The organism is Chryseobacterium sp. IHB B 17019 (assembly GCF_001456155.1).
Classification (GTDB): Bacteria; Bacteroidota; Bacteroidia; order Flavobacteriales; family Weeksellaceae; genus Chryseobacterium.
On record NZ_CP013293.1, the window covers coordinates 3,769,583 to 3,793,393 of the forward strand.

At 34.8% G+C, this 23,811-nt stretch carries 23 protein-coding genes; 7 read left to right on the plus strand and 16 right to left on the minus strand.

Annotation, left to right across the window (positions count from 1 at the left end; genetic code table 11):
- Positions 1-258 precede the first annotated feature (258 nt).
- The 3 genes from ATE47_RS17445 to ATE47_RS17455 all read left to right on the plus strand — a co-directional run bounded on the left by ATE47_RS17445 (position 259) and on the right by ATE47_RS17455 (position 2,155).
- Positions 259-1,020, plus strand: coding sequence for an alpha/beta fold hydrolase (locus ATE47_RS17445; RefSeq protein WP_062163155.1), 762 nt, complete (start codon positions 259-261; stop codon positions 1,018-1,020).
- 69 nt (positions 1,021-1,089) lie between these two features.
- Positions 1,090-1,713, plus strand: a complete 624-nt coding sequence (yihA, locus tag ATE47_RS17450) for a ribosome biogenesis GTP-binding protein YihA/YsxC (RefSeq protein ID WP_062163156.1) — start codon at positions 1,090-1,092, stop codon at positions 1,711-1,713.
- On the plus strand, positions 1,706-2,155 hold the full coding sequence (locus ATE47_RS17455; protein ID WP_062163157.1) for a GNAT family N-acetyltransferase: 450 nt from the start codon (positions 1,706-1,708) through the stop codon (positions 2,153-2,155). The genes yihA and ATE47_RS17455 overlap by 8 nt, the downstream gene beginning before the upstream one ends.
- Before the next feature lie 61 nt (positions 2,156-2,216).
- Here ATE47_RS17455 and ATE47_RS17460 read toward each other — a convergent pair whose 3' ends face one another.
- From ATE47_RS17460 to ATE47_RS17515, 12 genes are all read right to left on the minus strand, one after another.
- Positions 2,217-3,104, minus strand: a complete 888-nt coding sequence (locus ATE47_RS17460; RefSeq protein ID WP_062163158.1) for a hypothetical protein — start codon at positions 3,102-3,104, stop codon at positions 2,217-2,219.
- Between the two features lie 10 nt (positions 3,105-3,114).
- A complete protein-coding gene (locus ATE47_RS17465; RefSeq protein ID WP_062163159.1) occupies positions 3,115-4,455 on the minus strand; it encodes a coiled-coil domain-containing protein in 1,341 nt (446 codons plus the stop codon).
- Positions 4,456-4,461: 6 nt separating this feature from the next.
- Positions 4,462-4,869 carry a hypothetical protein gene (locus tag ATE47_RS17470; RefSeq protein ID WP_062163160.1) on the minus strand — a complete coding sequence of 136 codons (408 nt, stop codon included), beginning with the start codon at positions 4,867-4,869 and terminating at the stop codon, positions 4,462-4,464.
- Between the two features lie 6 nt (positions 4,870-4,875).
- Complete coding sequence (locus ATE47_RS17475) at positions 4,876-5,274, minus strand: DUF6804 family protein (RefSeq protein WP_062163161.1); 399 nt, start codon at positions 5,272-5,274, stop codon at positions 4,876-4,878.
- 12 nt (positions 5,275-5,286) lie between these two features.
- A complete protein-coding gene (locus ATE47_RS17480; RefSeq protein WP_062163162.1) occupies positions 5,287-5,502 on the minus strand; it encodes a TM2 domain-containing protein in 216 nt (71 codons plus the stop codon).
- A gap of 4 nt (positions 5,503-5,506) precedes the next feature.
- A complete protein-coding gene (locus tag ATE47_RS17485; RefSeq protein ID WP_062163163.1) occupies positions 5,507-6,130 on the minus strand; it encodes a PH domain-containing protein in 624 nt (207 codons plus the stop codon).
- 15 nt (positions 6,131-6,145) lie between these two features.
- Positions 6,146-6,679 carry an SH3 domain-containing protein gene (locus ATE47_RS17490; protein ID WP_185097105.1) on the minus strand — a complete coding sequence of 178 codons (534 nt, stop codon included), beginning with the start codon at positions 6,677-6,679 and terminating at the stop codon, positions 6,146-6,148.
- A gap of 4 nt (positions 6,680-6,683) precedes the next feature.
- Complete coding sequence (locus ATE47_RS17495) at positions 6,684-7,754, minus strand: type I restriction endonuclease (protein WP_062163165.1); 1,071 nt, start codon at positions 7,752-7,754, stop codon at positions 6,684-6,686.
- A 13-nt stretch (positions 7,755-7,767) separates the two neighbouring features.
- Positions 7,768-8,433 carry a hypothetical protein gene (locus ATE47_RS17500; protein ID WP_062163166.1) on the minus strand — a complete coding sequence of 222 codons (666 nt, stop codon included), beginning with the start codon at positions 8,431-8,433 and terminating at the stop codon, positions 7,768-7,770.
- Between the two features lie 150 nt (positions 8,434-8,583).
- Entirely contained in the window at positions 8,584-9,249 is a 666-nt protein-coding gene (locus ATE47_RS17505) for a response regulator (protein ID WP_062163167.1), read from the minus strand.
- 11 nt (positions 9,250-9,260) lie between these two features.
- The gene (locus tag ATE47_RS17510) at positions 9,261-10,898 is read right to left on the minus strand and encodes a tetratricopeptide repeat-containing sensor histidine kinase (RefSeq protein WP_062163168.1); all 1,638 of its coding nucleotides are present in this window, start codon (positions 10,896-10,898) and stop codon (positions 9,261-9,263) included.
- 63 nt (positions 10,899-10,961) lie between these two features.
- Positions 10,962-11,180 carry a hypothetical protein gene (locus ATE47_RS17515; protein WP_150114845.1) on the minus strand — a complete coding sequence of 73 codons (219 nt, stop codon included), beginning with the start codon at positions 11,178-11,180 and terminating at the stop codon, positions 10,962-10,964.
- A 369-nt stretch (positions 11,181-11,549) separates the two neighbouring features.
- Between ATE47_RS17515 and ATE47_RS17520 the strand changes: the two genes are divergently transcribed.
- Together ATE47_RS17520 and ATE47_RS17525 are read left to right on the plus strand one after the other, a co-directional pair.
- Positions 11,550-12,368: a hypothetical protein gene (locus ATE47_RS17520; protein ID WP_062163170.1), complete on the plus strand. Its 819-nt coding sequence runs from the start codon at positions 11,550-11,552 to the stop codon at positions 12,366-12,368.
- A gap of 68 nt (positions 12,369-12,436) precedes the next feature.
- On the plus strand, positions 12,437-14,224 hold the full coding sequence (locus tag ATE47_RS17525; protein ID WP_062163171.1) for a metallophosphoesterase family protein: 1,788 nt from the start codon (positions 12,437-12,439) through the stop codon (positions 14,222-14,224).
- An 81-nt stretch (positions 14,225-14,305) separates the two neighbouring features.
- On the opposite strand, the gene ATE47_RS17530 is transcribed toward ATE47_RS17525, so the two are convergent.
- A complete protein-coding gene (locus ATE47_RS17530; protein WP_062163172.1) occupies positions 14,306-15,373 on the minus strand; it encodes a phosphatidylinositol-specific phospholipase C1-like protein in 1,068 nt (355 codons plus the stop codon).
- Between the two features lie 330 nt (positions 15,374-15,703).
- On the opposite strand from ATE47_RS17530, the gene ATE47_RS17535 reads away from it, so the two are divergent.
- Both ATE47_RS17535 and ATE47_RS17540 read left to right on the plus strand, forming a co-directional pair.
- Entirely contained in the window at positions 15,704-18,748 is a 3,045-nt protein-coding gene (locus ATE47_RS17535; protein WP_062163173.1) for a SusC/RagA family TonB-linked outer membrane protein, read from the plus strand.
- 17 nt (positions 18,749-18,765) lie between these two features.
- Positions 18,766-20,529 (plus strand): RagB/SusD family nutrient uptake outer membrane protein, encoded by a 1,764-nt coding sequence (locus tag ATE47_RS17540; protein ID WP_062163174.1) that lies wholly within the window; start codon positions 18,766-18,768, stop codon positions 20,527-20,529.
- Between the two features lie 107 nt (positions 20,530-20,636).
- Here the strand turns inward: ATE47_RS17540 and msrA are convergent, their stop codons facing one another.
- The 3 genes from msrA to ATE47_RS17555 form a co-directional block, all read right to left on the minus strand.
- The gene (gene msrA, locus ATE47_RS17545; RefSeq protein ID WP_062163175.1) at positions 20,637-21,191 is read right to left on the minus strand and encodes a peptide-methionine (S)-S-oxide reductase MsrA; all 555 of its coding nucleotides are present in this window, start codon (positions 21,189-21,191) and stop codon (positions 20,637-20,639) included.
- Between the two features lie 290 nt (positions 21,192-21,481).
- On the minus strand, positions 21,482-22,450 hold the full coding sequence (locus ATE47_RS17550; RefSeq protein ID WP_062163176.1) for an ROK family protein: 969 nt from the start codon (positions 22,448-22,450) through the stop codon (positions 21,482-21,484).
- Between the two features lie 85 nt (positions 22,451-22,535).
- Positions 22,536-23,747: a PepSY-associated TM helix domain-containing protein gene (locus tag ATE47_RS17555; RefSeq protein ID WP_062163177.1), complete on the minus strand. Its 1,212-nt coding sequence runs from the start codon at positions 23,745-23,747 to the stop codon at positions 22,536-22,538.
- Positions 23,748-23,811 lie beyond the last annotated feature (64 nt).

The following is a 23,811-nucleotide window of genomic DNA, read 5'->3' on the forward strand; positions in this document are numbered from 1 at the left end:
TATAATAATTTCTAAAAATTCCCACTTTTGCCCACTTTTTGCCTTAATGTTAATAAGTTTTATCAATAATTGAACTTAATAGCTATAACAAATTGATATAAAGCTTATTATGAAATGTGTTATTTGGCCCATAGCAAAGTGGCATTCAAAAAAGTGAAGAAAAAGCAGTTTGGTATATTATTTTTATTTTAAATTAGGGTAATCAAAATATTTTTGAGGTTTAATTTGTATTTTTGCAAGGCTTTATTAAGGCATTATATGATATTTAGTACAAAAAAAGAAAAGAAATATACCTTTGTTGAGGCGGGAGAGGGACATCCATTGGTGCTGTTGCACGGGTTAATGGGTGGTTTGAGTAATTTCGATAAAATGGTAGATTTTTTTTCAGACAGAGGATTCAAAGTATATGTTCCTCAGTTGCCAATCTACGATTTGCCGGTACTCAATACTAATCTTACGACTCTTGCAAAATATATAGCCAAGTTTATAGAAACTCATGTTGAGGGTCCTGCAACGATTGTGGGAAATTCAATGGGAGGTCATATAGGTCTTATTTTAACACTGGCAAGACCTGATTTGGTTAAAAATCTTGTTCTTACCGGAAGTTCGGGTTTATACGAAAGAACTTTCGGGGATAGTTTTCCAAGGAAAAATGACCGTTCATATATAAGAAAGAAAACAGAAGAGGTTTTTTATGACCCAAGTGTTGCGACTGAGGACTTGGTGGATGAGGTTTTTGGAGTCGTGAATGACAGGATGAAGGGGATAAAAACAGTTATGCTGGCAAGAAGCGCCATCAAACACAATATGTTGAATGATCTTCCCAAAATTCTTACACCGGTGTGTCTGATCTGGGGAAAGCAGGATAATGTGACACCTCCTGAAGTAGCGCAAGATATGCATAAATTTATCCCAAATTCGGATCTGTTCTGGATTGATAAATGCGGCCACGCAGCGATGATGGAAAAGCCGGATGAATTCAATGAAATTCTTTACAGCTGGTTAAAAGAAAAGGTTTAAAATTTAACAATATAAATAACCATTAAGAGCTTTTCTTAATGGTTTGTTTTTCTAAAAATATTCTAAAAAATGGTTATTAAAACAGCAACGTTTGTAAAGAGCAGCGGAAAGTGGCAGGACTGTCCGGAACCTACAATTCCTGAATATGCTTTTATCGGGAGGTCAAATGTTGGAAAATCTTCATTGATTAATGCAATGATGAATCACAAAGATTTGGCTAAAACTTCGCAGACTCCAGGAAAAACCCAGCTTATTAATCATTTTTTGGTCAATGAAGACTGGTATCTGACGGATTTACCGGGTTATGGATATGCAAAAGTTTCAAAATCAATTAGAAAGGATTTCGAAAAACTGATTACGAACTATATTCTTAACAGGAGAAACCTTGTAAACCTTTTTGTTTTGGTGGATTCAAGGCATACACCACAAAAAATTGATTTAGAATTTATCCAATGGTGTGGCGAAAGTGGGGTTCCGTTTTCGATTGTTTTTACAAAAGTTGACAAGCTGAAACCGAATGCAGCGATTAAAAATGTAGAAGATTATAAAGCAGAACTTCACAAAACATGGGAAGATTTACCGGAAATCTACGTGACTTCCGCTGAAAAGAAAGAAGGATGCGATGAAATCCTAAATTTTATACAAACAACAAACGAGTTTTTAAAAAATAATAGTGTAACCTTCGATGAATAATATTATTTGGAAAATAAAAACCTTTGACGAATTTACCGTTCCGGAATTATATGCTGTTTTAAAAGCAAGAATTGATGTTTTTGTGATTGAACAGAATTGTCCATATCCTGATCTGGATAATTATGATCAAAAAGCAGTTCACATCTGGGCGGAAGAAGACGGGAAAATTTTAGCCAATTGCAGAATTTTTGATAAGGGAATTAAATATGAAGAGGCTTCTTTAGGAAGAGTTTTAACAACCGATGCTGCGAGAGGAAAAAACATAGGAAGACAACTTATGAAATATGCGGTTGAAACGATAGAAAACCGTTTCCATACTTCTGAAATCAGGATTTCTGCACAGGATTATTTATTAAAATTCTATTCGGAATTTGGGTTTGAAGATACAGGGAAGAAATATTTAGAAGATGACATTCCACATACGGAAATGTTGAGAAAATAAAGAAAGCGAGGAAAATTTTCTTCGCTTTCTTATTGATTAGTTAAATATATTGAGTGTTTTTTTAATTTTTATTTGAAATCGCTTTTAAAATAATGGGCTCAAGGTTGGAAGGAAGGTCGGCGGATTTTATTTGGTAGTTCTTGATTTTCATTTCTTTAAACCAGTTTTCCCAGTATTCTTTGATAACGCCTTCTTCAAAAGGATTTCCTTTTTCCGGATTGATTCCCAGAACAATAACTTCCAGATTGCTTAGATTTTCATTGGCTTTCACAAATCCAAGTCCGTTTTTTTCGATGATATCTTTAAAATCAGAAGTCACAAGACCGTTTGATTTTATCAATTTTGAAGTTAAATATGACGTTTTCTTTTCTTCTGAAAACATTGTATTTTGATGATACATATATCCATCCGTCAAAATAAAGAGAATATTTCTGTGGTCATCTTTTATACAGTAATCTTTCACTTTATTTTTGAAAAATTCCCAGATATCTGAACCTACGTAATTTCCATCTTTAATAGCTGATTGATAAATCTTTAATGGCAATTCAGAATATTTTTTTTCAACAGAACTAAAATAATCTTTGCTTGTGTTTTTATCAAAAGATATTTTAAGCGCTTTTGTAAATTCATTCATTTTCGGGTCTGAAGGTTCCGGATTAAAGAAAACCTGCATCTGATCATTAAATGTGATAATTCTTTTTGTTTTAATGTGATTCAGAAATCCTTTTTCGATGGCTTTGATGTATTCTGTGTCCCGTTGGAAATATTCCATGGTGGGATTTGGGTTGGTTTGAGGATCGATTCTGTCTGATAAATCAATTAAAATACTCACATTAATATTGTTTGGATCGGAAACAATTGAGTCCTCATTTCCTCCCGGGATTGTTGGCTCTTTTTTACAGCACGAAACCAAAGAAATGATCATTAATACATAAAATATTTTTTTCATAATTCGTGATTTAAAGTGCAGATAAATAAACAAGATTTTGATTATCAGAATTAGCCCCAACGCTTTCCAGATTGGTGTTGTAGGTTTCAATACAACTGTCGATCATGTTTTGCTTTTCAGTTTTTGAGACGGCTATTTTTTCACCAATAAATGTAACCCAGCCTTGAACATATTCGGAAGCGTACAACTTGTAATCCTTGGTAGGAATGATCACTCCGTCAATAATATTTTGAAGCTCTTCTATTCTGCCTCGTGTTTTTATGATAAGTTCTTTTGTATTCCCAATGTTTACGAAAACTTCTTCAATTTCTTTTTTAAGAACATTAATTTTTTCTAAAAGAAAAAGAACGTTTTTTTGTTTGATTTCCTGTTCGTTTTTAATCTTATCTTTTTCTCTGTGTTCCTTCATCACAAAGTCGAAAACCAGTCCCCAGATGATATAAACAATGAATCCCGCGAAAATAATTCCCCAAAACTGGTTCTTAGTAAAAGCAATTTTAAGGTCGAATGGTGGAGATTCAAAAGTTTTGTTTAATTCATATAATTTAGATTCGATTTCATAGGCTAAAATGGCGTCGAAAATAAATGTTACGACAAATAGTAATCCTAATTTGACATAATTTACCCACGTTTTATTTTCGCTAAACATGTGGATGAGAAATCCTAATCCTAAAAATACAAACGGAATTAAAGTCACAAATGCACCTTCAATTAAACCTTCATTCCAGGCTTTAGTAAGAGCCTGTGCATCCAAAACACTTTGGATGACAGTCACTTTTGCATCAAAACTTTTAAAAAATGCAGAATATGAAGTTGAAATATAAAAGGTAAGCAAATACAATGTGATAGGAATCAAAAGAATCGCGCCGATCCAGAACTTCGAGGAAGCTCCTTTTGAAGCTTTTACATTATACTTTTCCGGGTTTCTTGGTAGATCAAGAATTTCAGCTTTTAATTTTTCAATAGTATTTTGATGATTTTCAATCTCGGTATTTTTGTTTTTTAGCTGTTCTTCTTTAGTTTCTAACGAAACAGTGAGAGCTTTGATTTCAGTTTCCCTGTTTTTTTGTTCGTTAACGTAAGATTCTTTGAGTTTTTGCTGTTTTTCTACCATTTCTTTTTCCTCATTCTGGAATTTTGAGTAAACGGCATCAAGGCAGATAGACAGAGTCGTGTGGTTTCCATTGTTTCTGGAGCTATCTCTGTAGCCGCCTTCGTGATAGGTGCGTTTTCGGCTTTCTTCGGGAGATTCTTCATGGGAATCGGTTTCCGTTTTGGGTGGTTCTTCTTTCGGAGGCTCAATGGGAATTGATTTTAATTTAAATAAGTTTTTTATACTGGTGGTATCCATAGTGTATTAGTTTTTTAATTCATATAAAATATCAGTTTTATCTTTACCGATTTGTACGGCTTCGATGAGGTAATCGACGATGGCTTTTACATTTTCTTCCACAAAGCCGAACATTAAAACATATTTTTCCATCGCGGAATATTCGTTGGGAGAAACAATTCCGTCTGCCCAGATCATTACCGTGAGATCATACAGATAATCTACTTTTTCTTCGATCGTTTGAGGAAGGAGAGATTTAATATTAATAGGATTTAAAAGAATATCGTCTAGATTTTTAGAAGAAATACCTCTGTCTTCCGCACATTTATATAACATTTTGAGTTCTAATGCGCTGAAATCATCATCACAAATTGCCATTTGATAGAGTCGTAAGAAATGGGCTTTAAGATTTTCTGTAATTTGAGTGTTGTCCATGGTTGGTTAGTCTTCTTTTGGTTTTTTAGGGTTAATAATTCTGTCCCGGGAATGTGTTCTAGGTCCGGTTGAGTATTCTGAAGTTTCTTCTGTATGTTCTACTTCCTTCTTTTTTTGTATTAATTTTTCCGCAAAAGCGACCAGCAAAAACAGAATTCCTGTAATGGTATCGATAGGAATCCACAAGCTTTTTCTGTATAAATAAATAGGAAAAACAGGATTGAAAATAATAAGTATCACGATAAATACTGTACTCCAGTTATATTGTTTAGAACTTAAAAAGCTATAAATAACTATGAGCGCTCCAATGGAAACCAACACTCTGAGAAAAGTATAATACTCAATAGGAAGCCTGAAAATACCAGCGAAACAGCTTATAGCACAGAATGTAAGGAAAGGTTTCATGGTATAAAGTTTTTAAAATCCTGTGCGGAGATTATATTTATAATTAAAATTATCTTCGGACATAAAAATGAACACGAAGAAATCAAACAGCGCGATCAACGCAGGAATGAAAGTCCAGAAAAAGAGAAGATAAAAAAGGCCTAGTTTATTCTGTCCCAAATAAAATCTGTGAATGCCCAATCCTCCTAAGAAAAAAGCAAGCAGTGCGGCAGTAAATTTTGATTTCATAATTTTAAACTCTTGATAATATTTCGTTCTTTTTGTTTTCAAATTCTTCGGGAGAAATGATCCCGTTTTCCATTAAGCCTTTCAGTTTCTGTAAAAGGGCAAACGGATCTTCATTTTCAATCAGCTGAGGTGTCTGCTGTTGGAATTGCTGTGGTTGTGTAATAATTGGAGTTGCATTATTTACTGTAACTCCGCCTGCGGAAGCTCTTCTGGCTTCAAGGTCTTTTTCTCTGCGAACAGCTCTCATCTGCTCTTCAATTTCCTGAGCATATTGATAAAGCTTTCTTGCCTGAGTTTTTGGAAGATAATCCATCATATTGGTGAGATTTCTTGTCGTTTTCATCATAAAAGTAGCACCCATAATTCCTTCCTTGATGTGACAATCTGCAACATCAACCCAACTGTAATCCTGAAAATCCATCGACAAACCAAAATTTTTAGGCCTGCAGAAAATAATTCTTCTGTTGGTAAGCGCAATACAATCGGGAGACAAGTTAAGAGCCGGTTTCTTCTGAACCGCAATATATTCTACAAACTCCTGTGAAGTGAGAAGGCTGTTTATTTTAACTAAAAGCTTTTCGACGGCTTTCGGATCTTGCTCTTCGTTTAAAAATTTCTTTAGATTCATGTTATTTGTTTTTAATTATTTTACATCCTTAGAATAAACATATCCCGTTTTTCCTCCTTTTTTAATCTGTACTTTGTACCATGATCCTTGTTTAGAAAGCTGAATCAACTTCGTACCTTTTGGAACTGTTGCTATTATTTTAGATTTTAATGAAGTTTTTTCGTAAATATTTGTTGTTCCAATCCCTGCAATATATCTGTTGTTGGTATTGATGTTTATTTTATCAATGAAAACAGATGGACCTTTGGTAGATTTATTTCCTTTGGGGTTATTTGATTTAAAATTATCATAACCGGAAGACCTTGATTTTTTAGGCTTACCTTTTTTTGACGAACGATGATAAGAACTCGTTTCTGACGATCCACCACCACAAGCTCCGCAGGTTCCTCCTCCGCTGCAATGTCCGCAACGGGAACAATTTTTGCAAGCCGTACAATATGCAGAGCCGGTACATCTTCCGTCATGTCCTACATTATCATTTGCTTTAAAACAAGAATTTAAAAGAAATAAACCCAGTATTGTTATAAGGAATGGTATTAGTTTTTTCATGGCTTTAATTATAATTTTCCAAAGTCTGATGAATTTGATTCCTGTAATTGTAAATCTCATCGAGGTTGTTCAGCAAAACTTTCTCTCCGGATTCTTTTCCGTTATGAAATGTTTCCAGGTATTTATTTACGGTATTGAAATGCAATCTGCAAAGAGGCTTCCTGTTGTTATCATCCAGTAAAATCCCGAAATACGACAATGTGTCTCTATGGGCAATTCTAGAGGAAGGAATTTTTTCTCTCAATATGGCTTTTACAATTTGGAACCCTTCAAGCTCTTCTTCTGTTGTCACAATTTTAGAATCATTATTTTCATCGATCGGTTGAGACGGTTTTACATTATCGCCCTGTTTCTCAATCTGTTCGTTGATGCTTAATGCAGATTTAAGCCTGAAACTGATGGATTCATTGATGGAAGTTGATAAAGCTTTCTTGGTATATTCCTTAAAAGAAATCATCCTGTTGGCTGTAATAGGTTTTTCAAAAAACCGACTGACCAAAAGTTTTACAATTTCATCCGATGGATTTTCTATTTCCTTTTCAAACTCCTTTCGAATGGCTTTGATGTATTTTAAGGCTTCGGCCGAATCCAGAATACTTTCGAGATTGTAGTCTTTTTTCGTAAAGCTTTCAAGAATTTTAATTGAACTGTCTTTTAAATCTTCAATATTGATGGTAAAGAAAGGTTTTTCGTCCATAATATTAGGTTTCTCAAGATCTGTATAGAAGTTGTAAACAATCCCGTTGGTAAGAACTCCAAACCTCGTTTTCGAAACATGATAATACCTGTGAAGCTGGGAATTGTGGGCATCCGCACTTTCCTTCCAGTGTTTACATTCAATAATAAAAATAGGTTCATCATTGTTTCTTATTACATAATCTACTTTTTCTCCTTTTTTAGTTCCAATATCGCAGACATGTTCGGGAACAACTTCGGTTGGGTTGAAAATATCATATCCCAAAATCTGTATAAAAGGCATTACAAAGGCATTTTTCGTAGCTTCTTCCGTACCGATCTGGTCTTTTAAGCCAACTACTTTCTGATGCAGTTGCTCAAGTTTAATTTTAAGATCCATTATGGTTAATTTTTTAAAGTGTTTCGTCAATGATTTCAGAATCTTTTAGAGACTCAATATTGTAGTAGGTATATTCGTCATCACCGGAATACCATTTATACTGAGTTTGTTTGAATCTCAAGTTCAAGAGCATTTCATGTAATGTGGATTGAGTTTCTTGAATATTTTTATTGCTGGCAAAATATCCTGCTGTAAATTGTAAGGTTTTGTTTGTTGAACCAATAATTTTAACCTCAATATCATTCTCCCAAAGTTTTTCCTTCATTAATTTATAATAGATAAGTCTCAGTTTTGGAAAAGCTTTTATTTGGGAATTCATTACCTTTTTCTCGAGACTTTTTGCTAATTTTTGCTCCTCAACATAAGGGCTTTCCTTCCCTTCTTTTATAATGGATGCATATACTTTGTAAAGAGCAAGAACTATAACTATTCCATCTACAGAATTAACATTTTTTGTTAAATCAGAATCTTTTTCTAATGATTTTATTTCCTTCTCTAATCTTGTTTTTAAATCATTTTTCTTTTCTTCTATCTTAACAGTCTTTTCAACAGGAATATTTTGAGGAAGAGAATCAGTTTTTGTACATTTTACAAAAAGAAGACAAGAAATACTTAAAGGAATTAAAATTGTTTTTTTTAGATAAAGAGCTTTTTTATAGGTTGTGTTAATCTGATTCATATTGTATGAGGTTTTAATGGATATTAATTTGATTCAAAAATATAACCCTTTCATAACCAAACCTTACGGGAAACCGTAAAACACTTAAAAACACAAAAACCTCTCAAAAAAGATTGAAAGGTTTTATCAAGTATGTGTAAGAAGTTGTTTTTAAATAATCCCAATATCCTTACAGAAGGCAACCAACTGCTCATTGCTGGTAACTTCCAGATCTTCTTTTAAGCTGTTTAATTTTTTCTCAACGCTGCTTAAACTATAAGGTCTTATATTGTTGTTTTCAAGATAAGTAGGAATATTTTTCTGTAAAATGCCCTTTGAGAGAAGAGAAACTAAAGTGATGTCATAAGCAGAAAACTCATAACTGTTCAGTTTTTTCATGTCCTGCTTAAGATCAAGGGATAAATAATTTTCATTAATATAAACTGAGGCAATGGATTTTTTTAATTCCTTAGAATCATTTCTCGCTTTACGGACATAGCCATTAATTTGGTATTCATTAAAAAGCGAATCAATAATTCTGGGTTTATCTTCACCGGAAAACACAATTATTTTTAACAAAGGCTGTATTTCCCTTACTTTTTTGATCAGTTCCTGACCGGTTTTAATATTTTGCTCACGATGATCTTCTTCAAAAGAAAGATCGGAAATCAACAAATCATAAGGTTCCTTTTCCCGGATGGATTTCTGGACCTTAGCTAAGGCATCATCACAATAATAAACATAATCAACTTTAGGAATCTTGAGGTCTTCCAATGTTTTTTGAACAGAATAGCTGCCCATTTCGTGGTCTTCGGCGATTAGAATTTTTTTGAACATTTTTTAATTTTTTAAGAAACAGGAAATGAAATATTGATTTTCAATCCCTTTTCAGTTTTGTTGTCAAAAATAATTTCTCCGTTCATAGTTTCCATACGGGAAACCGTAGAAGACAGGCCATTCTTATGAATTACATCTCCGGAAATGCCGATTCCGTTGTCTGTATAATAGATTTTGATCACATCATTTTCTCTTTCAAACCTGAAAACTACTCGATCTGCTTTGCTGTGTTTTTTCATATTCACAAGCAATTCACGGATAATTTGGTAGATTTCGTCTTTTGTTGTTTCCTCTACCTTAAACCAGATATTTTTATCATTTCCGGCAAGATAGGTTTTTACATTTTCGTTGTTGAAAGAACCAATCAATTCAGAAATTTCCTCACTGAAATCTTTTTCTTCATTACCGGATTCTGTTTTTTCATAGGAAATATCTCGGGACTTTTCGTACACAAATTCCAGCTCGTCCAGCATTTTATCTTTATCAAACTGCTCCTGATTTTCAATTTTTGTCATCACCTGGTAAATTCCATTAGCAACAACATCGTGGACTTTTTTGGAGAGCTTGAGCTGGGTGTTTTTTATTTTTAATTCATTTTCTTGTTTGAGTCTTTTTTGTCTTTTGCGATACCAGATTATAATGAAGGTAATAGCTAGAAGTAGGGCAATTATGCCAATATTTCGTTGTAATAATTCTACTTCTTTTTCTGCTTTTTCATCTTTTATTTTATCAACATCAAATCTTATTATAGCAAATTGTCTTTTATCTTTATTTCTACTAATTTGTAGACTATCATTTATTGAATTAAATCTTTGAAAATTTTCTAAATAACTTTTTGGATCTAAATTAATGATTCTTTGCAAGGCTAAGATTTGATCATCAGGACTTTCATTATTAGTTGCGGCTTGAAGCATTTTTCTCGCAAATTCTAAAGACAGTTTGTTATTTTTATCTAAATAGTAAGTAGATAATGTCTCAAAACTTGAATTTTGTCCTGGGCCATCTTGTGTTTTTTCTCTAATTTCTAATGCCCGATATAGTTCTGGTAAGGGATCATAATTTTTATCATCAAGATATTTGACTTTTGCAAAATTATTTAAAGCTCTGGAGTAATTATAACTGCTATCGGCTAAAACAGCTTTTTCTAAATATTTCTTTGCTTTATTTATTTTTCCTTGGCTTATCAATAAGTCTCCAATATTGTTATAACAGACATATCTATCTTCATTATTCTCAATATACTTTAAAGCTTTATTATAAAAGCTATAAGCACTGTCATAATCTTTCAAATAATTAAATGAAATAGCTATGCTATTGTAGTTTTTACCTAGTAAACTTCTAACACTATTATCTTTTTCTCTCTTAAGAAATTTGTTTGCTTCCAAAGATGATTCAATTCCTCCTAAGAAATCTCCTTTGCCGTTTTGAATGTACGCCATATTGATTAAAGATTTGGCTGAGCTAATTGAATCTTTCGCTTCTATAAAATCAATTTTAGCCAAATTATAATAGTAAAATGCAGAATCATACGCCTTCGAATCCCTGCATACAATTGCTTTACTAAAATTAATATTATCTTCTGGAGGTTTAATTTCTTCTTTGCAGGAAAATAGAAAGAATGATAAAAGTAAAAAGAATGATATTTTCATGGTGGTTAGTTTTTATGCAAAGTAACAAAAAGGACAGATTTATGCAATCTGTCCTTCATTAATTTATGGATTTGTAAAAGGAGGAGGTAATTGTCCTGTATTCCCTCCTACTGGTCCTCCATCACCGCCGGTTCCCGTTCCCGGATCTATTCCCGTTCCCGGCTCACCCGGTTCGTCGTCTAATGTAGTTACCTGATTTTGGTTGTTATTATTGCATGAGGTTGTGTTTCCGTTATGATTTCCAAATGCTAAACCTAGTAGCATTAAAATAAATTGTATCATTTTGTCAAAAAATTTAATGTTAAAGCATTCGCGCTCTTCCCTGCGAAACAGATCGCAGATAGTGTTACACGTTTTAAAAATTTCGAAGCGCTTCTTAAATTTTTTGGGAAGTGGAACCTTCAAAAACGGAGGAGAAACATCTGCTTCCCAACCCGGAGTTTTACCTCCGTTTTATCTGGTAATTTGAAATCAGTTTTGTAAATTTGTTTTTGTAATGTTTTGTTTATCACTGATTTCTGGGACAAAGTAACGGCGGAAACAAAGGCAAGGGTTAGAAAGTTCTTGGAAAGTTCTTGGAAACTTTTCTACGGGAAACCGTAATTGTTTTTGAGAATAAGTCTTTAATTTTCCGAATAAAATTTTATTTATATGTCAAGATTTTTACTCCAGAAAAAGAAATTATTAGAAGAAGTGTTTGAAAAAGCATCAAATGAAACCACTGAAAAAACATTTAGTGGAATTTTGAAATCTCTAGAAAGAGATTTGTTAGATGACTTTAGAATAAATCTTAGCTATAAGTCTTTTGAAACATATTATAAAACCATAGTTGAGAACGAAAAAGATTATAATATAAAACCTGCAATTCTTGATGATTTAAGCAGATATTTAGAGTATGAGAATTTTAGAAATTATTGTTCGGATTGGAAAACAATAGAATACACAATCAGCGAAACCATTTCTAAGATTGTTATAAATATTACTAATAAGCCTATTCTACAAATGCCGGATTTCTTGAAGAAAAATGGGTTAGGCATTATCGAAATGGCTTTTGTTTTACTTCTTGTTACTGGTGGTGTTATTTTTTCAAATGGTAAGAAAACTAATAATGCATTAACAAATCCTTTAGGTATAATGTTTGGAGGAAAACCGGATATAGAAAAAGACTATATGTATTGGAATAATGACAGATATAAAGCAACTGACAGTAGTAATTTGGGACCACAATTTGAAGTGATTCCAATGAATAAAAGTTTATTTAAATATTTTAAAAAAATTAATAGGGAAGATACTTTAACAGTAGAAAATGCGATGGGCAATGTTTGGTATGATAAAAGCAACAATAATGTAGAATTTTTTACAAGCCCAGGCATACATCCTGAAAATGGAAAAGCATTGAAAGATGTTTCAGAGACAATACTATATAACCATGCAGGAGTACAAACAGACTCACTACAAATTGAAGAATAATTTTCATGATAATTTAATCTTCATTTAAAACACTTCGAAAAAGAAACCTCTACCTTCGTCTATTTAAGATGAATAAAGGAATATTCTTACTTCTACTATTTACTTTCACGGTGTTTTCTGCTCAAAAGCCAGTACAGATCGCATTTCTTTCTGATGTGCATTTTCAGGATTTGTACGGAAGCTTTTCGGATAACAATTTTAAAGGAATTATCAATCCTAAAAACGCAAAACCGACTATTCTCAGGACGATGAATTCGCAATTGCATTCAACCAGGATTTTTAATGAAAATTATTTCGCTTTCCTGAAAGCGTTGGATGATATTGCCGCAAAAGGAATCAAAATTGTCGCGATGCCCGGCGATTTTTCGGATGACGGACAGGCGTACAACCTTCGCGGACTTCACAAAATTCTAGACCAATACCACAAAAAATATGGGATAAATTTTTATCTCACGACGGGAAATCACGATCCTGTCGGACCGTTTCTACAGGATGCCGGAAAAGATGATTTTCTTGGACAAGACGGAAATCCATTGGGAATTTACAGTAAGGAAAATATGGGTAAAGCCAATAATAAAATCATCACAAAAGATATTGCAGAATCCGGATATCTGGAGATTTTAAATGAGCTAGGAGACTTTGGTTTTTACCCTAAAAAAGAAGATTTGTATTGGGGTACACCTTTTGACCAAGGCTCTTACAAAGATTATGCTTATGAAAAAGCTCTTCAAAATGCCGGTTATTCAAAAAGAATGTATGAAGTTTCCAAAGGCTTTTCTGTTCCCGATTTAAGCTATGTTGTCGAACCCGTAAAAGGAGTTTGGATGATGGCTATCGACGGCAATACTTACATTCCGAAAAATTTAAATGAAAATCCAGATAATCCTTCAAATTATAAAGGAGCAAGCATTGGCTACAATAATGTTTTGACCAATAAAAAACATTTGATCCAATGGGTGAAAAAAATTACGCAGGAAGCAAAAAGTAACGGGAAAACGGTCATTGCTTTCACACACTATCCGATGATTGATTATAATGATGGAGCAACCGGTGAAATTAAAAATTTGTTGGGAGAAAAAAAATGGCAATTAGAAAGAGTTCCTGAAGAAGAAGTTTCAAAAGCCTTTGCCGAAGCGGGTTTACAAATTCATTTTGCCGGGCACATGCACATCAACGACACAGGAATTCGTAAAATTGGAGATAAAATGCTGGTAAATGTTCAGGTTCCTTCGTTAGCAGCTTATCTTCCGGCATATAAAATTTTAACGATAAAATCACCTGATAAAGTAGAAGTGAAAACGGAAGTTTTAAATGATGTTCCCAATTTCGATGAATTATTTCCACTATACGAAAAAGAATATGAGACTTTACAAAAAGAGCACACCAAAATTCTCTGGAATAAAGATATTTTAAAATCAAAAACGTATCATGATTTTATGTTGTTTCATTTGAAAGAATTGGTCCGTCTGAGAATGATTCCGTCTGATTGGCCGAAAGATTTAGTTGAACGATCAAAAAAGCTTAACGGCGAAAATTTATTGTTGTTAATTCAGGATAAAAATCAATTAACACAGAAAGGAATTGATTCAAGAACATTTCAAAAATGGAGTTTTGAAGATTTGATTTTAGACTTATACAAATTCCAATCTGCGGACGAACTGGCCAAAAAAGATATTCCAAAAGAAAGGCTGCAGCAGTATCAAACACTGGAAAAACTGTTTGAAGAAAAACAATCCCAGGATCCTTTTATTTTGCAGTTAAAATCTATTTTTAAAATTCTTTCTTTGCTTTCAAATGCAGATCCGGCAGATCATTTTGAAATAGATTTGAAGAAAAGGGAGATAAAAAGTATGTAATTTTTTTGTTTGAAATAAAAAGGCTGCCCAAAAATTCAGACAACCTTTCCCCCTTAATATGAAATTTTACTTGCTCTTATATTATTTTCCTATTACAGGATTTCTCCTTTCGTACGTGTTATTTTCAAAACTAATTTTATAGTTTGACTTAAAAAGTTGGCTTGGCTGATAATAATCCGTCGTAATAATCTGTGCCCCGCTTTCCTTAGCTTTTTCAAACCTTGAATAATCCTCTTTTCTCGCTTCCATCGTGTCTGCATCGGCTCTGGTGCGGATAATGTAGCCTTTTTGTACCAGTTCGGCAATCTTGGGGCTTGGATCATTCATGAACAAAACTGCTGATTCGGGCGTTCCCGGAGCGGAGTTTGTAAAAACCATTCTACCTTTCAATGAAGGATGATCTTTCATGTACAAATCTCTGTTTTCGCTGTTGTTATCCAGTACGAATAGGAATTTTCCTTTTGCATCTTTCACTTTCGGCCAGTTTTTATGTAAAACCGCTTCATTCAGAGTTGAATAATTTCCTCTGATATCGTCCGGAGTGATAATTTTATTTTTTCCTAAATATTTTTTTAGCTCATTATCCAGATCGTCGAAAAGTTTTGAAGTATAATGCTCCGGCTCTGTCCCGAATTGGTTGGCTTTTCCGTCTTTCGGTTCAAGCGTAATGAAAACCGGGTCATGATCAGGATGTGCATCAGACCATTTTTTTAGGTCTTTTAAACAATCTTCCAGCGTATAATACCATGTCTGATAATCAATATCGGTAATGTGGATCATCTTATAGCCGGGCTTTTTCATTTTTCCTTCCGGGTCAAAAGACTGTGTTGTTTTTACAAGATCCAAAATTTTGGGATGGGCATATTTTCCGCCTTTGCTGTCTGCATACACGTCAATTTCGAGGTTTCTCAATCCCAGATCCAATTGTTGAGGTATTGGAATATGTTCATATTGAATTCTCGGCAGCCAATTCAGAGTATCTTTTTTAGATAAATAACTGTAAACCTCGGGAAGGATGGCCTTTTTATAAGAATTATGTGAGCCAATCACCTGGATTTCATTAATTTTTAAATCGGTTAAATTTTGAGATTGAGACCAGAATAGGTTTATTGAAGATAAATATAAACCCAGTAATACTGCCTTTTTCATTAGATCAATTTTTGTAACAGCGAAATTAAGAACTCTTTTTTCCAGGCTGTCTATATATTATGTTAAGTGTTTTTTACGATTATGTAAATGCCTAAAAATGGAGGTTTCTAAGTAATTGATAATGAATATTATTTATTTTCTCATTTTGAGATATTTATATTTTGTTGATTTTAAAATAATATTATGTTAAAGTGATTTTGTGGTATATCCTTTTTCTTTGTATGTCGAAAAAATAAAAACTAACAGGCTAAAATGAAAACCACTGTTGCGGCAACAACAGCGGCTTTTTATTAAGCAATGTAACGTCTTGCAATTACTTTACTTAATGATATGTACCACAAAATTAATTTTTTTAAGTTTAAAAAGCTAATCCCGATCGCAATAATTTTCCTGGCGGCAAACCAGGCTCATGCGGAAGGATTGATGGCAAACTATTCTGTTTCCTCGCAGGTGAATGAAACGATCACCGGAAACATAACGGATCAGGAAGGCTCCCCGATTGAAGGGGCAACTGTAACGGTCGTTGAAACCGGAGCCACAACCACTACCGATGCATCAGGAAACTACAGTATTTCTGCCAATATCGGGCAAACGCTGTCTATTTCTTACGACGGATATGCAAATCAGATCGTGAAAATTTCAAGTACTTCGGTTTCTGTAAAATTACAATCTAAAAAAGATGCTACTTCTATTGAGGAGGTGACTTTGGTAGGTTATGGTTCTCAGAAAAAATCTGATTTAACGGGTGCTGTAAGCCAGTTAAAAGCCGAAAATTTCAAGGAAGGAATGAATATTTCTGTTGATAATTTGATGCAGGGAAAAATCGCCGGTGTCCGTATTGTTCAATCGAGTGGAGAACCGGGAGCGGGAGTGAATGTTTCAATCAGGGGAATCGGATCAATCAGGAGTGGAAGCACGCCTTTGTTCGTTGTAGACGGTGTTCCGTTGAGTAATGATGCGGTAAGTGCACAAAGCCCGAATGTTGGTTTAGGAAATGCTCAGGCAAAAAACCCGTTAAACTTTCTGAATACAAACGATATTGAATCCATCACTGTGTTGAAAGATGCTTCCGCAGCGGCAATTTATGGGGCGAGAGGGTCAAACGGTGTTGTTTTGGTAACAACAAAAAGAGGAAAGAAGGGTGAACCGATGTTTACTTATGACACCTATTTAGGCTTTTCTTCTGTGATTAAGAAATTAGATTTAATGACTGCCGACGAATACAGATCAGCAGGGATCAATAAATTGTACGACCACGGCGGAAATACAGACTGGCAGGACGAAATCTACAGGAATGCAGTTTCATCCAACCACTCGGTTTCATTTTCAAAAGCTACGGAAACGGGCAATTATTTTGCCTCACTTTCCCACATAGATCAGGATGGAATCGTGCTGAACAGCGGCTTCAAAAGAACAACAGCCCGTTTGAATGCAGAAGAATCTTTCTTCGATAACAAAAGATTAAAAGTTAAAGTAAACCTTACGGCGAGTGATATCAAAGAAACTGGCGTTCCGAATGGAGGAAATGCAGGATCTGATGGTCAGTTAATCATCCATGCTTTGATGGCAAATCCTACGCGCTCCGTCTATGATGAAAACGGAAACTTTACTAATTTTAATATGAATGCTCACTACAATCCATTGTATTTGTTGAGTGTTTATAATGATAAGACCAATACATTCAGGGTATTAGGAAATACGGAAGCGACGTTGAGAATCTTGCCGGGATTACATTATAAATTCAATTTAGGGATTGATAAAACAATGTCGGAAAGAAATACAACCATGTATCCGAACCTTACTGACAGAACGCCGAAAGGAATGTATGTTCAGGCCAATCTTGACTCTTATAATGTGCTTTTGGAACATTATTTAACGTATGATTTTAATTTAAATAAACATAATTTCAGTTTATTGGGAGGTTTCTCTTATCAGAAATTCAAATCTACGGGAACATATTTTGGAGTAAGAGATATTGCAGCTCAGGGTGCAGGAATTGCTCCGGAAATTAATCCTGGATATTCGGGAACGGCATTTGTTCCGGGAGCGGGCTATGCTCAGGAAAACGAGTTACAGTCGTATTTCGGAAGGGTAAATTACAATTTTGATAAAAAATATTTATTAACGGCTTCATTAAGAGCAGACGGCTCAACCCGCTTCGGAAAGAACAACAAATACGGTTATTTTCCTTCTGTTGCCGTAGGTTGGACGGTTTCCAATGAAAATTTCCTGAGTGATTCTCAATTTATTAACGAATTAAAATTAAGAGGAAGCTGGGGACAAACCGGAAACCAGGAAGTTCCAAACAAAATTACACAGGCGAGTTCCTCATTGACGCAGGCTGCAGGATATTATTTATATGATAATTTAAATCTGATCAATGGAGTTTCGATCAACAGAACCGTAAATCCTGATCTGAAATGGGAAGTTGTGGAACAAACCAATATCGGTGCGGATTTTAGTTTATTTAAAAATAAATTGTACGGATCACTGGAATATTACCACAAAACAACGAAAGATCCTATCTTAAATATTCCTTCAAGTCCTTTAAGTCCGACAAGTACGGTGTGGAGAAATGTTGATGCACAGATCGTTAACAAAGGTTTTGAATTCTCATTAGGTTCAGAAATCATTAAAAATGAAAATTTCACTTGGAGTTTTGACGTAAACGGAGCCACAGTAAATAATGTGGTGAAAGATCTTCCTGTTTCGGCAATCTATTCGGGGGAAGTTTCCGGTCCCGGACTTTCCGGAGTTACGGCGAATATTTACAGAAACGGTTACGAAGCCGGATCTTTTTATATGTATAATTATCTGGGAGTTGATGCCAACGGAAAATACATTTATGAAGACCTGAATACAGACGGAAGAATCGATCAGAATGACAGAAAGATTTTCGAAGGAGCTATTCCGAACTTTACTTTTGGGGTCAATTCTTATATGAAATACAAGAAGTTTGATTTTGCATTCTCTTTCATCGGACAGACGGGAGGTTATTTGGTTAATAATACAGCATTGGATTTAAATATCAACAACTTAGCTTCAGACAGAAACGTATTGAATGACTTCTACAGTTCAGGAGCAAACTTTACCAATCAACCGCAATTGTCTTCTTTATATCTTGAAAAATCCGACTTTATTCGTCTGAACAATGTAAGATTGGGATATACTTTCGATATGAATCAGTTGAAATTCCTGAGAAGCATTAATCTTTATATAAGCGCGCAGAATTTATTTACAATTACCAGCTACACAGGGTATGATCCGCTTGTTGATACAAACAAACAGGTTGGAGGAAACCAGTCTTTGGGAATTGATTATACGACATATCCGTCTGCGAAAACTTTCATTTTGGGAGCAACCGTTAAATTTTAATTTAAGTTAAAAGAATCATGACATCTAAATTTTTAAATATCAATAAAATCGTTTTATCCTTTGCTGTACTGGCTTTAATAGGATGTACAAATCTGGATGAAAAAGTAATCGATGAGGTTTTGGGATCTGAAGTTGCAGACCCTGAAGCGGCTTTGGCTGCGGCTTACAGTCAGCTTGGTGAAGGAACTTTTGTAGATCATGGAAGTGTTTTTGCTTTGCAGGAATATTCTACTGACGAAGCAATTTTACCAACAAGAGGAAGTGACTGGGGAGATGGAGGAAAATGGAGAGCCATGCACGAATTCACGTGGGATGCCAACAATGATGTTGTGAAAACAACATGGAACCAACTGAATTTTGGAATTACAAAATCCTTAACGGCAATATCAAGTGCCAACAAAAGCAACGGAGCCAATAAAGCATTGTTTTTAGCAGAAGCAAAAGGATTATTGGCATTTTATACCTATACAACAATCGATTTGTTTGGACAGGCTCCTTACAGAGATCCGGATAATATCAATGCACCGATTCAGATCAGGAAAGCAGAAACTACAATTGATGCTTTAATCACTGAGGTAGAAGGACTTATTCCCAACTTAGCAGATATTAAAACTCAGAATACGCACGCCGGAAGATTTACAAAACAGGCGGCTTATGCACTTTTGGCAGATATGTATCTGAACAGAGCAGTTTTAAAGAATAGAACAGCAAGTAGTTTTAATTTTTTAGAGCAAGCAGTGAACGGAGGAGGAACGGATATGGACAGAGTAATTTATTATTCTGATTTGTTGATTAATAATCCAAATTTCAGCTTAGAGTCTAATTATTTCCACAATTTTGATATTAATAATCATACGAGTAAGGAAATGATCTTTACGATCGTCCAGAAGAAAATTGCCAGCTCAGATAAAGGTTCGGATAATGATTTGGCCTATATGTCAATGGAAAGAATCCAGAAGCCTTCGCCGGATAACAGAGGAACAAATGCCAATTGCGTCACTCCGGAATTCTATTATTCATGGAACGGAAATTTCGAAGATCCCCGTTTCCACAGATATTATCAGTATGACGATGGAACATGGTTCAAAAATGATGGAACAGATGTAAGCGTACCTTCAACAAGTAAAGTGGAGGGGACAGGAAAGCCTTGGTTTCATTTCAACAGAGGCCTTCAGGTTGGCCAGCAATACGGACCTAAAATTACCAATGGTAATTTTGAGTTGACTTCTGACGGAAGAATTAAAGTTTTCAAATTATTTACAGAAAAAAATACAACTCTTGCAGCAGATTTTACCCCGGAACTGAACTTTGATAATCCTTCCGAAGCGGTATTCACACAGGCTCAAATCAACAGAGGGGTTAGAAATTTCAAATTTGAATTCGACCCGGGCTTAGGAAATAACGGAACCAGCGGAATGGACGTGCCATTGTACAGATTAGGAGCCATCTACATGATGAGGGCAGAAGCCTATTTCAGAAGCGGAAATGTAGGGGCGGCGCTGACTGATGTTAATAAATTAAGAACAAGCAGAACCCGCGAAGCCTTATTCGGAAATGCTCCGGGAGTGGCGATTGCTTCTCTGGATGCAAATACTCTTTTTAAAGAATCCGGATACGAGTTGTATTGGGAAATGTACAGAAGAAAAGCGATGATCAGGTTCGGAAAATTTGATCTTCCGGGAACGGCAAAACCTGCTTCTCAACCTTACAGAAGAATTTTCCCGATTCCTCAGGCAACGCTTGATGCATCGAAAGATTTCTCGCAAAATCCTGGATATTAGATTTTTCATATCAATTATTTGCGTAAACAAAAATGCGAAGAGATTTTTCTCTTCGCATTTATTTTATCAATAGGAAGGGCTTTATCCCGTTTAACAAAACTTAAATATTATTCCTCATTCAACATTCCCAAGTCCCCGAAATGCTTTTTAAACTTCTGGATTTTCGGACCAACAACAGCGCTGCAATAAGGCTGTGTTGGGTTTTCATTGTAATACCCCTGATGATATTGCTCAGCCGGCCAAAACTTATCGAATTTTGTTAATTCCGTCACGTACGCTCCCTGCCATCTTCCTGATTGTTTTGATTTTTCAATTGCTTCTTCAGCCTTAGTTTTTTCGGCGTCATCTTTATAGTAAATTACTGAACGGTACTGAGTTCCGATGTCATTTCCCTGTCTGTTTAATTGCGTAGGGTCGTGAAGGAAAAAGAATACATCCATCAATTGCTCATAAGAAATAACCGCCGGATCATAAGTAATCTGTACCACTTCTGCATGTCCGGTTTCTCCTGTACACACTTCCTCGTAAGTCGGATTGTCTTTATGACCTCCGGAATATCCTGAGATTGCAGATTTCACTCCTTTCAGCATATTGAAACAGCTTTCCACACACCAAAAACATCCGCCCCCAAAAGTAATCTGTTCTAAATTATTGTTATCCATTCTAAGTTGATTATTGTATTAAAAAACTAATCAAAAGTAAGAAAAAGTTTTTCATTTTTATGTTGAAAACAGGGTTTTAAGCACAAATTAGACTGATAGACTTGGTAAATAACAAACAGAAAATATTTGGTTAAATAGTTCTCAAAATAATCCTTGTCAAGGTTTTAAACCTTGACAAGGATTTTGTATATAAAGTAATATCAGGCAATCATCTGTGAAAATCTGTGGGATAAAAGAAAAACAAAAAAGCACCCAAAAGGATGCTCAATATTATTTAATGTTTTCATTTATTATTTGTCCCAAACCAAAGCGCTCGCTCCTAAAATAGCAGCATCCGCTTCGTCCAGTTCGCTGAAAACCAATTTTACTTTATTTCTGAAAATCGGAAGTAGATTTCTTTCCATGTGAAGCTTTGTTGGCTTTAAGATAAAATCTCCCGCTTTAATTACTCCTCCAAATAAAAGAATAGCTTCCGGTGAAGAAAACATCACGAAATTCGCCAATGCTTCCCCTAATTTCTGGCCTGTATATCTGAATACTTCAATCGCGATAGGATCACCTTTTAAAGCACATTCATGAACCGTTTTAGAATTGATTAATTCTTCAGGATACTGGCTCAACATAGATTCCGGGAATTCTGCTCTCATTTTTTTTGCGGTGATCGCAATTCCTGTTGCTGATGCATATGCTTCCAGACTGCCTTCAGAACCCGTACTCCAGTGTTTTCTTCCACCCGGTTTTACGATGGTATGGCCTAGTTCTCCTGCAAATCCGTCATGTCCGTAGATTAATTTACCACCAGCCACGATTCCGCTTCCAACACCTGTTCCCAAAGTAATCATAATGAAATCCTTCATTCCTCTTGCTGCCCCGAAAAGCATTTCTCCAATTGCGGCCGCGTTGGCATCATTGGTTATCGTACAAGGCATATTGAACCTGGACTGCATCATTTCACCAAAAGGGATTACTCCTTTCCATGGTAAATTGGGCGCCTGCTCAATGGTTCCTTTATAATAGTTGCCGTTTGGGGCACCTACACCTATTCCGTCAAAGTTTTTTTCCTTACCGTGCTTTTCAATTAAAGGATAAACCTTTTCATAAAGTGCATCGATAAAATCCTCAACTTTTTCGTAGACATCTGTTTGTATGCTGCCTTTTTCAAGAACTTCGCCTCGATGATTTACAACTCCAAACTTTGTGGTTGTTCCACCGATATCAATCCCCAGAGCAACGTTTTTTGATAAATCTATTAGTGACATTTCTTTTGTAAAATTCTAAAAGGTTAAAATTATAAAAAAGATTGTATTAATGGATTATTAACTAAGTAATTATTTAAAAAAGTTTTTAAGCGGTTTTTACCGTTTTCTTTTTTCGTCTTCCCCACCAGATCATGAAGCCGGTGACTGGTAATGAGGCACATATGAGGCTTACAATGAAAGCAATGATCTTTGTCGGAAGGCCTAAAATGGATCCAACATGAATGTCATAGTTGGCTCCAACAGTTTTTTCACCGAAATTTTTATCTTTCATATCGTGAGTATGAAGCAATTCACCGGAGTTTTCATCGAAAATAAGGCTGCTGCTTTTGTGATAAGAATATGATAAGTGTTTTACATAAACTTCAAAATTCGGGTGCTCGTGATCGTCCATATGTTCGTGGCCGAGATCGAGCGAAAAACCGTATGAATCCGGATATTTTGCTTTAACAGTATTGCTGATTTTATCTAAAGTTCCTTCTGTTCTTAATTCAATCGGAGCTTTTGTTGTAATTGATGAAAAGTCCGGATATTGTGTGCTTCCTCCTGAAAAAATGAAATAGAAAGCCGCCTGAACAGCAAAAAATGCATAAAATAATCCTGTTAATGAAAAGATTAAAGCAAATATTGAAGCATAAAAACCTAAAACATTGTGAAGGTCATAATTCTTTCTTTTCCAGCTTTTTACATTTTCCCATTTGAAAGAGAAACGTTGTTTTCTGGCTGCTTTATTTTTCGGCCACCAGAGAATAATACCGGAAATAAGCATGATGACAAATATAATCACTGGAATTCCAACGACATAAGTTCCCCATTCCTGCTTTAAAAGATAGCTCCAGTGGATCATTTTTACGATCTGGAAAAATCCGTTTTTTTCGTCATAAGTTTTTAAAACTTTTCCGTTGTAAGGATTGACGTAAGCTACTTTATAGATCGGAAATTCATCAAAATAATTCCAAGCTTTCGGATTGTGCTCATACCAGTAGAAAAGGTATGACATCTTTTTATCAATAGGAATATTTACCCAATGAACGGGATATTTTTCTTTTACCTGTTCCACCACTGCTTTTTCCAGAACACGGATTGGAAGAACCTGCTTCTGATCAATATTTTGTTCGTTGTGGTAAATAACATCTTTTCTGGTAAAGTTTTCAACTTCGTCTTTAAAAACAAACAAAGCTCCGGTAATGGAAATGATAAAAATCAGAAAACCAATGCCCAAACCAAACCACAAATGCAGTTTTCCTGTCCATTTTTTGAATGCACTTGGCTTTTTCTTATGGTGGTGCTTTTTCCTCATGTTTTCCCTAAAGTTTGACAAAGATAAATCTTTTAATTTTTATTTAGAATGTTTATAAATAATT

Excerpts from the sequence above, each read along its gene's own strand:
- ATE47_RS17555 (WP_062163177.1), bottom strand. The coding sequence starts at position 23,747 with ATGAGGAAAAAGCACCACCATAAGAAAAAGCCAAGTGCATTCAAAAAA.
- ATE47_RS17475 (WP_062163161.1), bottom strand. The coding sequence starts at position 5,274 with ATGAAACCTTTCCTTACATTCTGTGCTATAAGCTGTTTCGCTGGTATT.
- ATE47_RS17490 (WP_185097105.1), bottom strand. The coding sequence starts at position 6,679 with ATGAAAAAACTAATACCATTCCTTATAACAATACTGGGTTTATTTCTT.
- ATE47_RS17465 (WP_062163159.1), bottom strand. The coding sequence starts at position 4,455 with ATGGATACCACCAGTATAAAAAACTTATTTAAATTAAAATCAATTCCC.
- ATE47_RS17505 (WP_062163167.1), bottom strand. The coding sequence starts at position 9,249 with ATGTTCAAAAAAATTCTAATCGCCGAAGACCACGAAATGGGCAGCTAT.
- yihA (WP_062163156.1), top strand. The coding sequence starts at position 1,090 with ATGGTTATTAAAACAGCAACGTTTGTAAAGAGCAGCGGAAAGTGGCAG.
- msrA (WP_062163175.1), bottom strand. The coding sequence starts at position 21,191 with ATGGATAACAATAATTTAGAACAGATTACTTTTGGGGGCGGATGTTTT.
- ATE47_RS17520 (WP_062163170.1), top strand. The coding sequence starts at position 11,550 with ATGTCAAGATTTTTACTCCAGAAAAAGAAATTATTAGAAGAAGTGTTT.
- ATE47_RS17550 (WP_062163176.1), bottom strand. The coding sequence starts at position 22,450 with ATGTCACTAATAGATTTATCAAAAAACGTTGCTCTGGGGATTGATATC.
- ATE47_RS17535 (WP_062163173.1), top strand. The coding sequence starts at position 15,704 with ATGTACCACAAAATTAATTTTTTTAAGTTTAAAAAGCTAATCCCGATC.
- ATE47_RS17470 (WP_062163160.1), bottom strand. The coding sequence starts at position 4,869 with ATGGACAACACTCAAATTACAGAAAATCTTAAAGCCCATTTCTTACGA.
- ATE47_RS17510 (WP_062163168.1), bottom strand. The coding sequence starts at position 10,898 with ATGAAAATATCATTCTTTTTACTTTTATCATTCTTTCTATTTTCCTGC.
- ATE47_RS17515 (WP_150114845.1), bottom strand. The coding sequence starts at position 11,180 with ATGATACAATTTATTTTAATGCTACTAGGTTTAGCATTTGGAAATCAT.
- ATE47_RS17495 (WP_062163165.1), bottom strand. The coding sequence starts at position 7,754 with ATGGATCTTAAAATTAAACTTGAGCAACTGCATCAGAAAGTAGTTGGC.
- ATE47_RS17525 (WP_062163171.1), top strand. The coding sequence starts at position 12,437 with ATGAATAAAGGAATATTCTTACTTCTACTATTTACTTTCACGGTGTTT.
- ATE47_RS17540 (WP_062163174.1), top strand. The coding sequence starts at position 18,766 with ATGACATCTAAATTTTTAAATATCAATAAAATCGTTTTATCCTTTGCT.
- ATE47_RS17445 (WP_062163155.1), top strand. The coding sequence starts at position 259 with ATGATATTTAGTACAAAAAAAGAAAAGAAATATACCTTTGTTGAGGCG.
- ATE47_RS17460 (WP_062163158.1), bottom strand. The coding sequence starts at position 3,104 with ATGAAAAAAATATTTTATGTATTAATGATCATTTCTTTGGTTTCGTGC.
- ATE47_RS17530 (WP_062163172.1), bottom strand. The coding sequence starts at position 15,373 with ATGAAAAAGGCAGTATTACTGGGTTTATATTTATCTTCAATAAACCTA.
- ATE47_RS17455 (WP_062163157.1), top strand. The coding sequence starts at position 1,706 with ATGAATAATATTATTTGGAAAATAAAAACCTTTGACGAATTTACCGTT.
- ATE47_RS17480 (WP_062163162.1), bottom strand. The coding sequence starts at position 5,502 with ATGAAATCAAAATTTACTGCCGCACTGCTTGCTTTTTTCTTAGGAGGA.
- ATE47_RS17500 (WP_062163166.1), bottom strand. The coding sequence starts at position 8,433 with ATGAATCAGATTAACACAACCTATAAAAAAGCTCTTTATCTAAAAAAA.
- ATE47_RS17485 (WP_062163163.1), bottom strand. The coding sequence starts at position 6,130 with ATGAATCTAAAGAAATTTTTAAACGAAGAGCAAGATCCGAAAGCCGTC.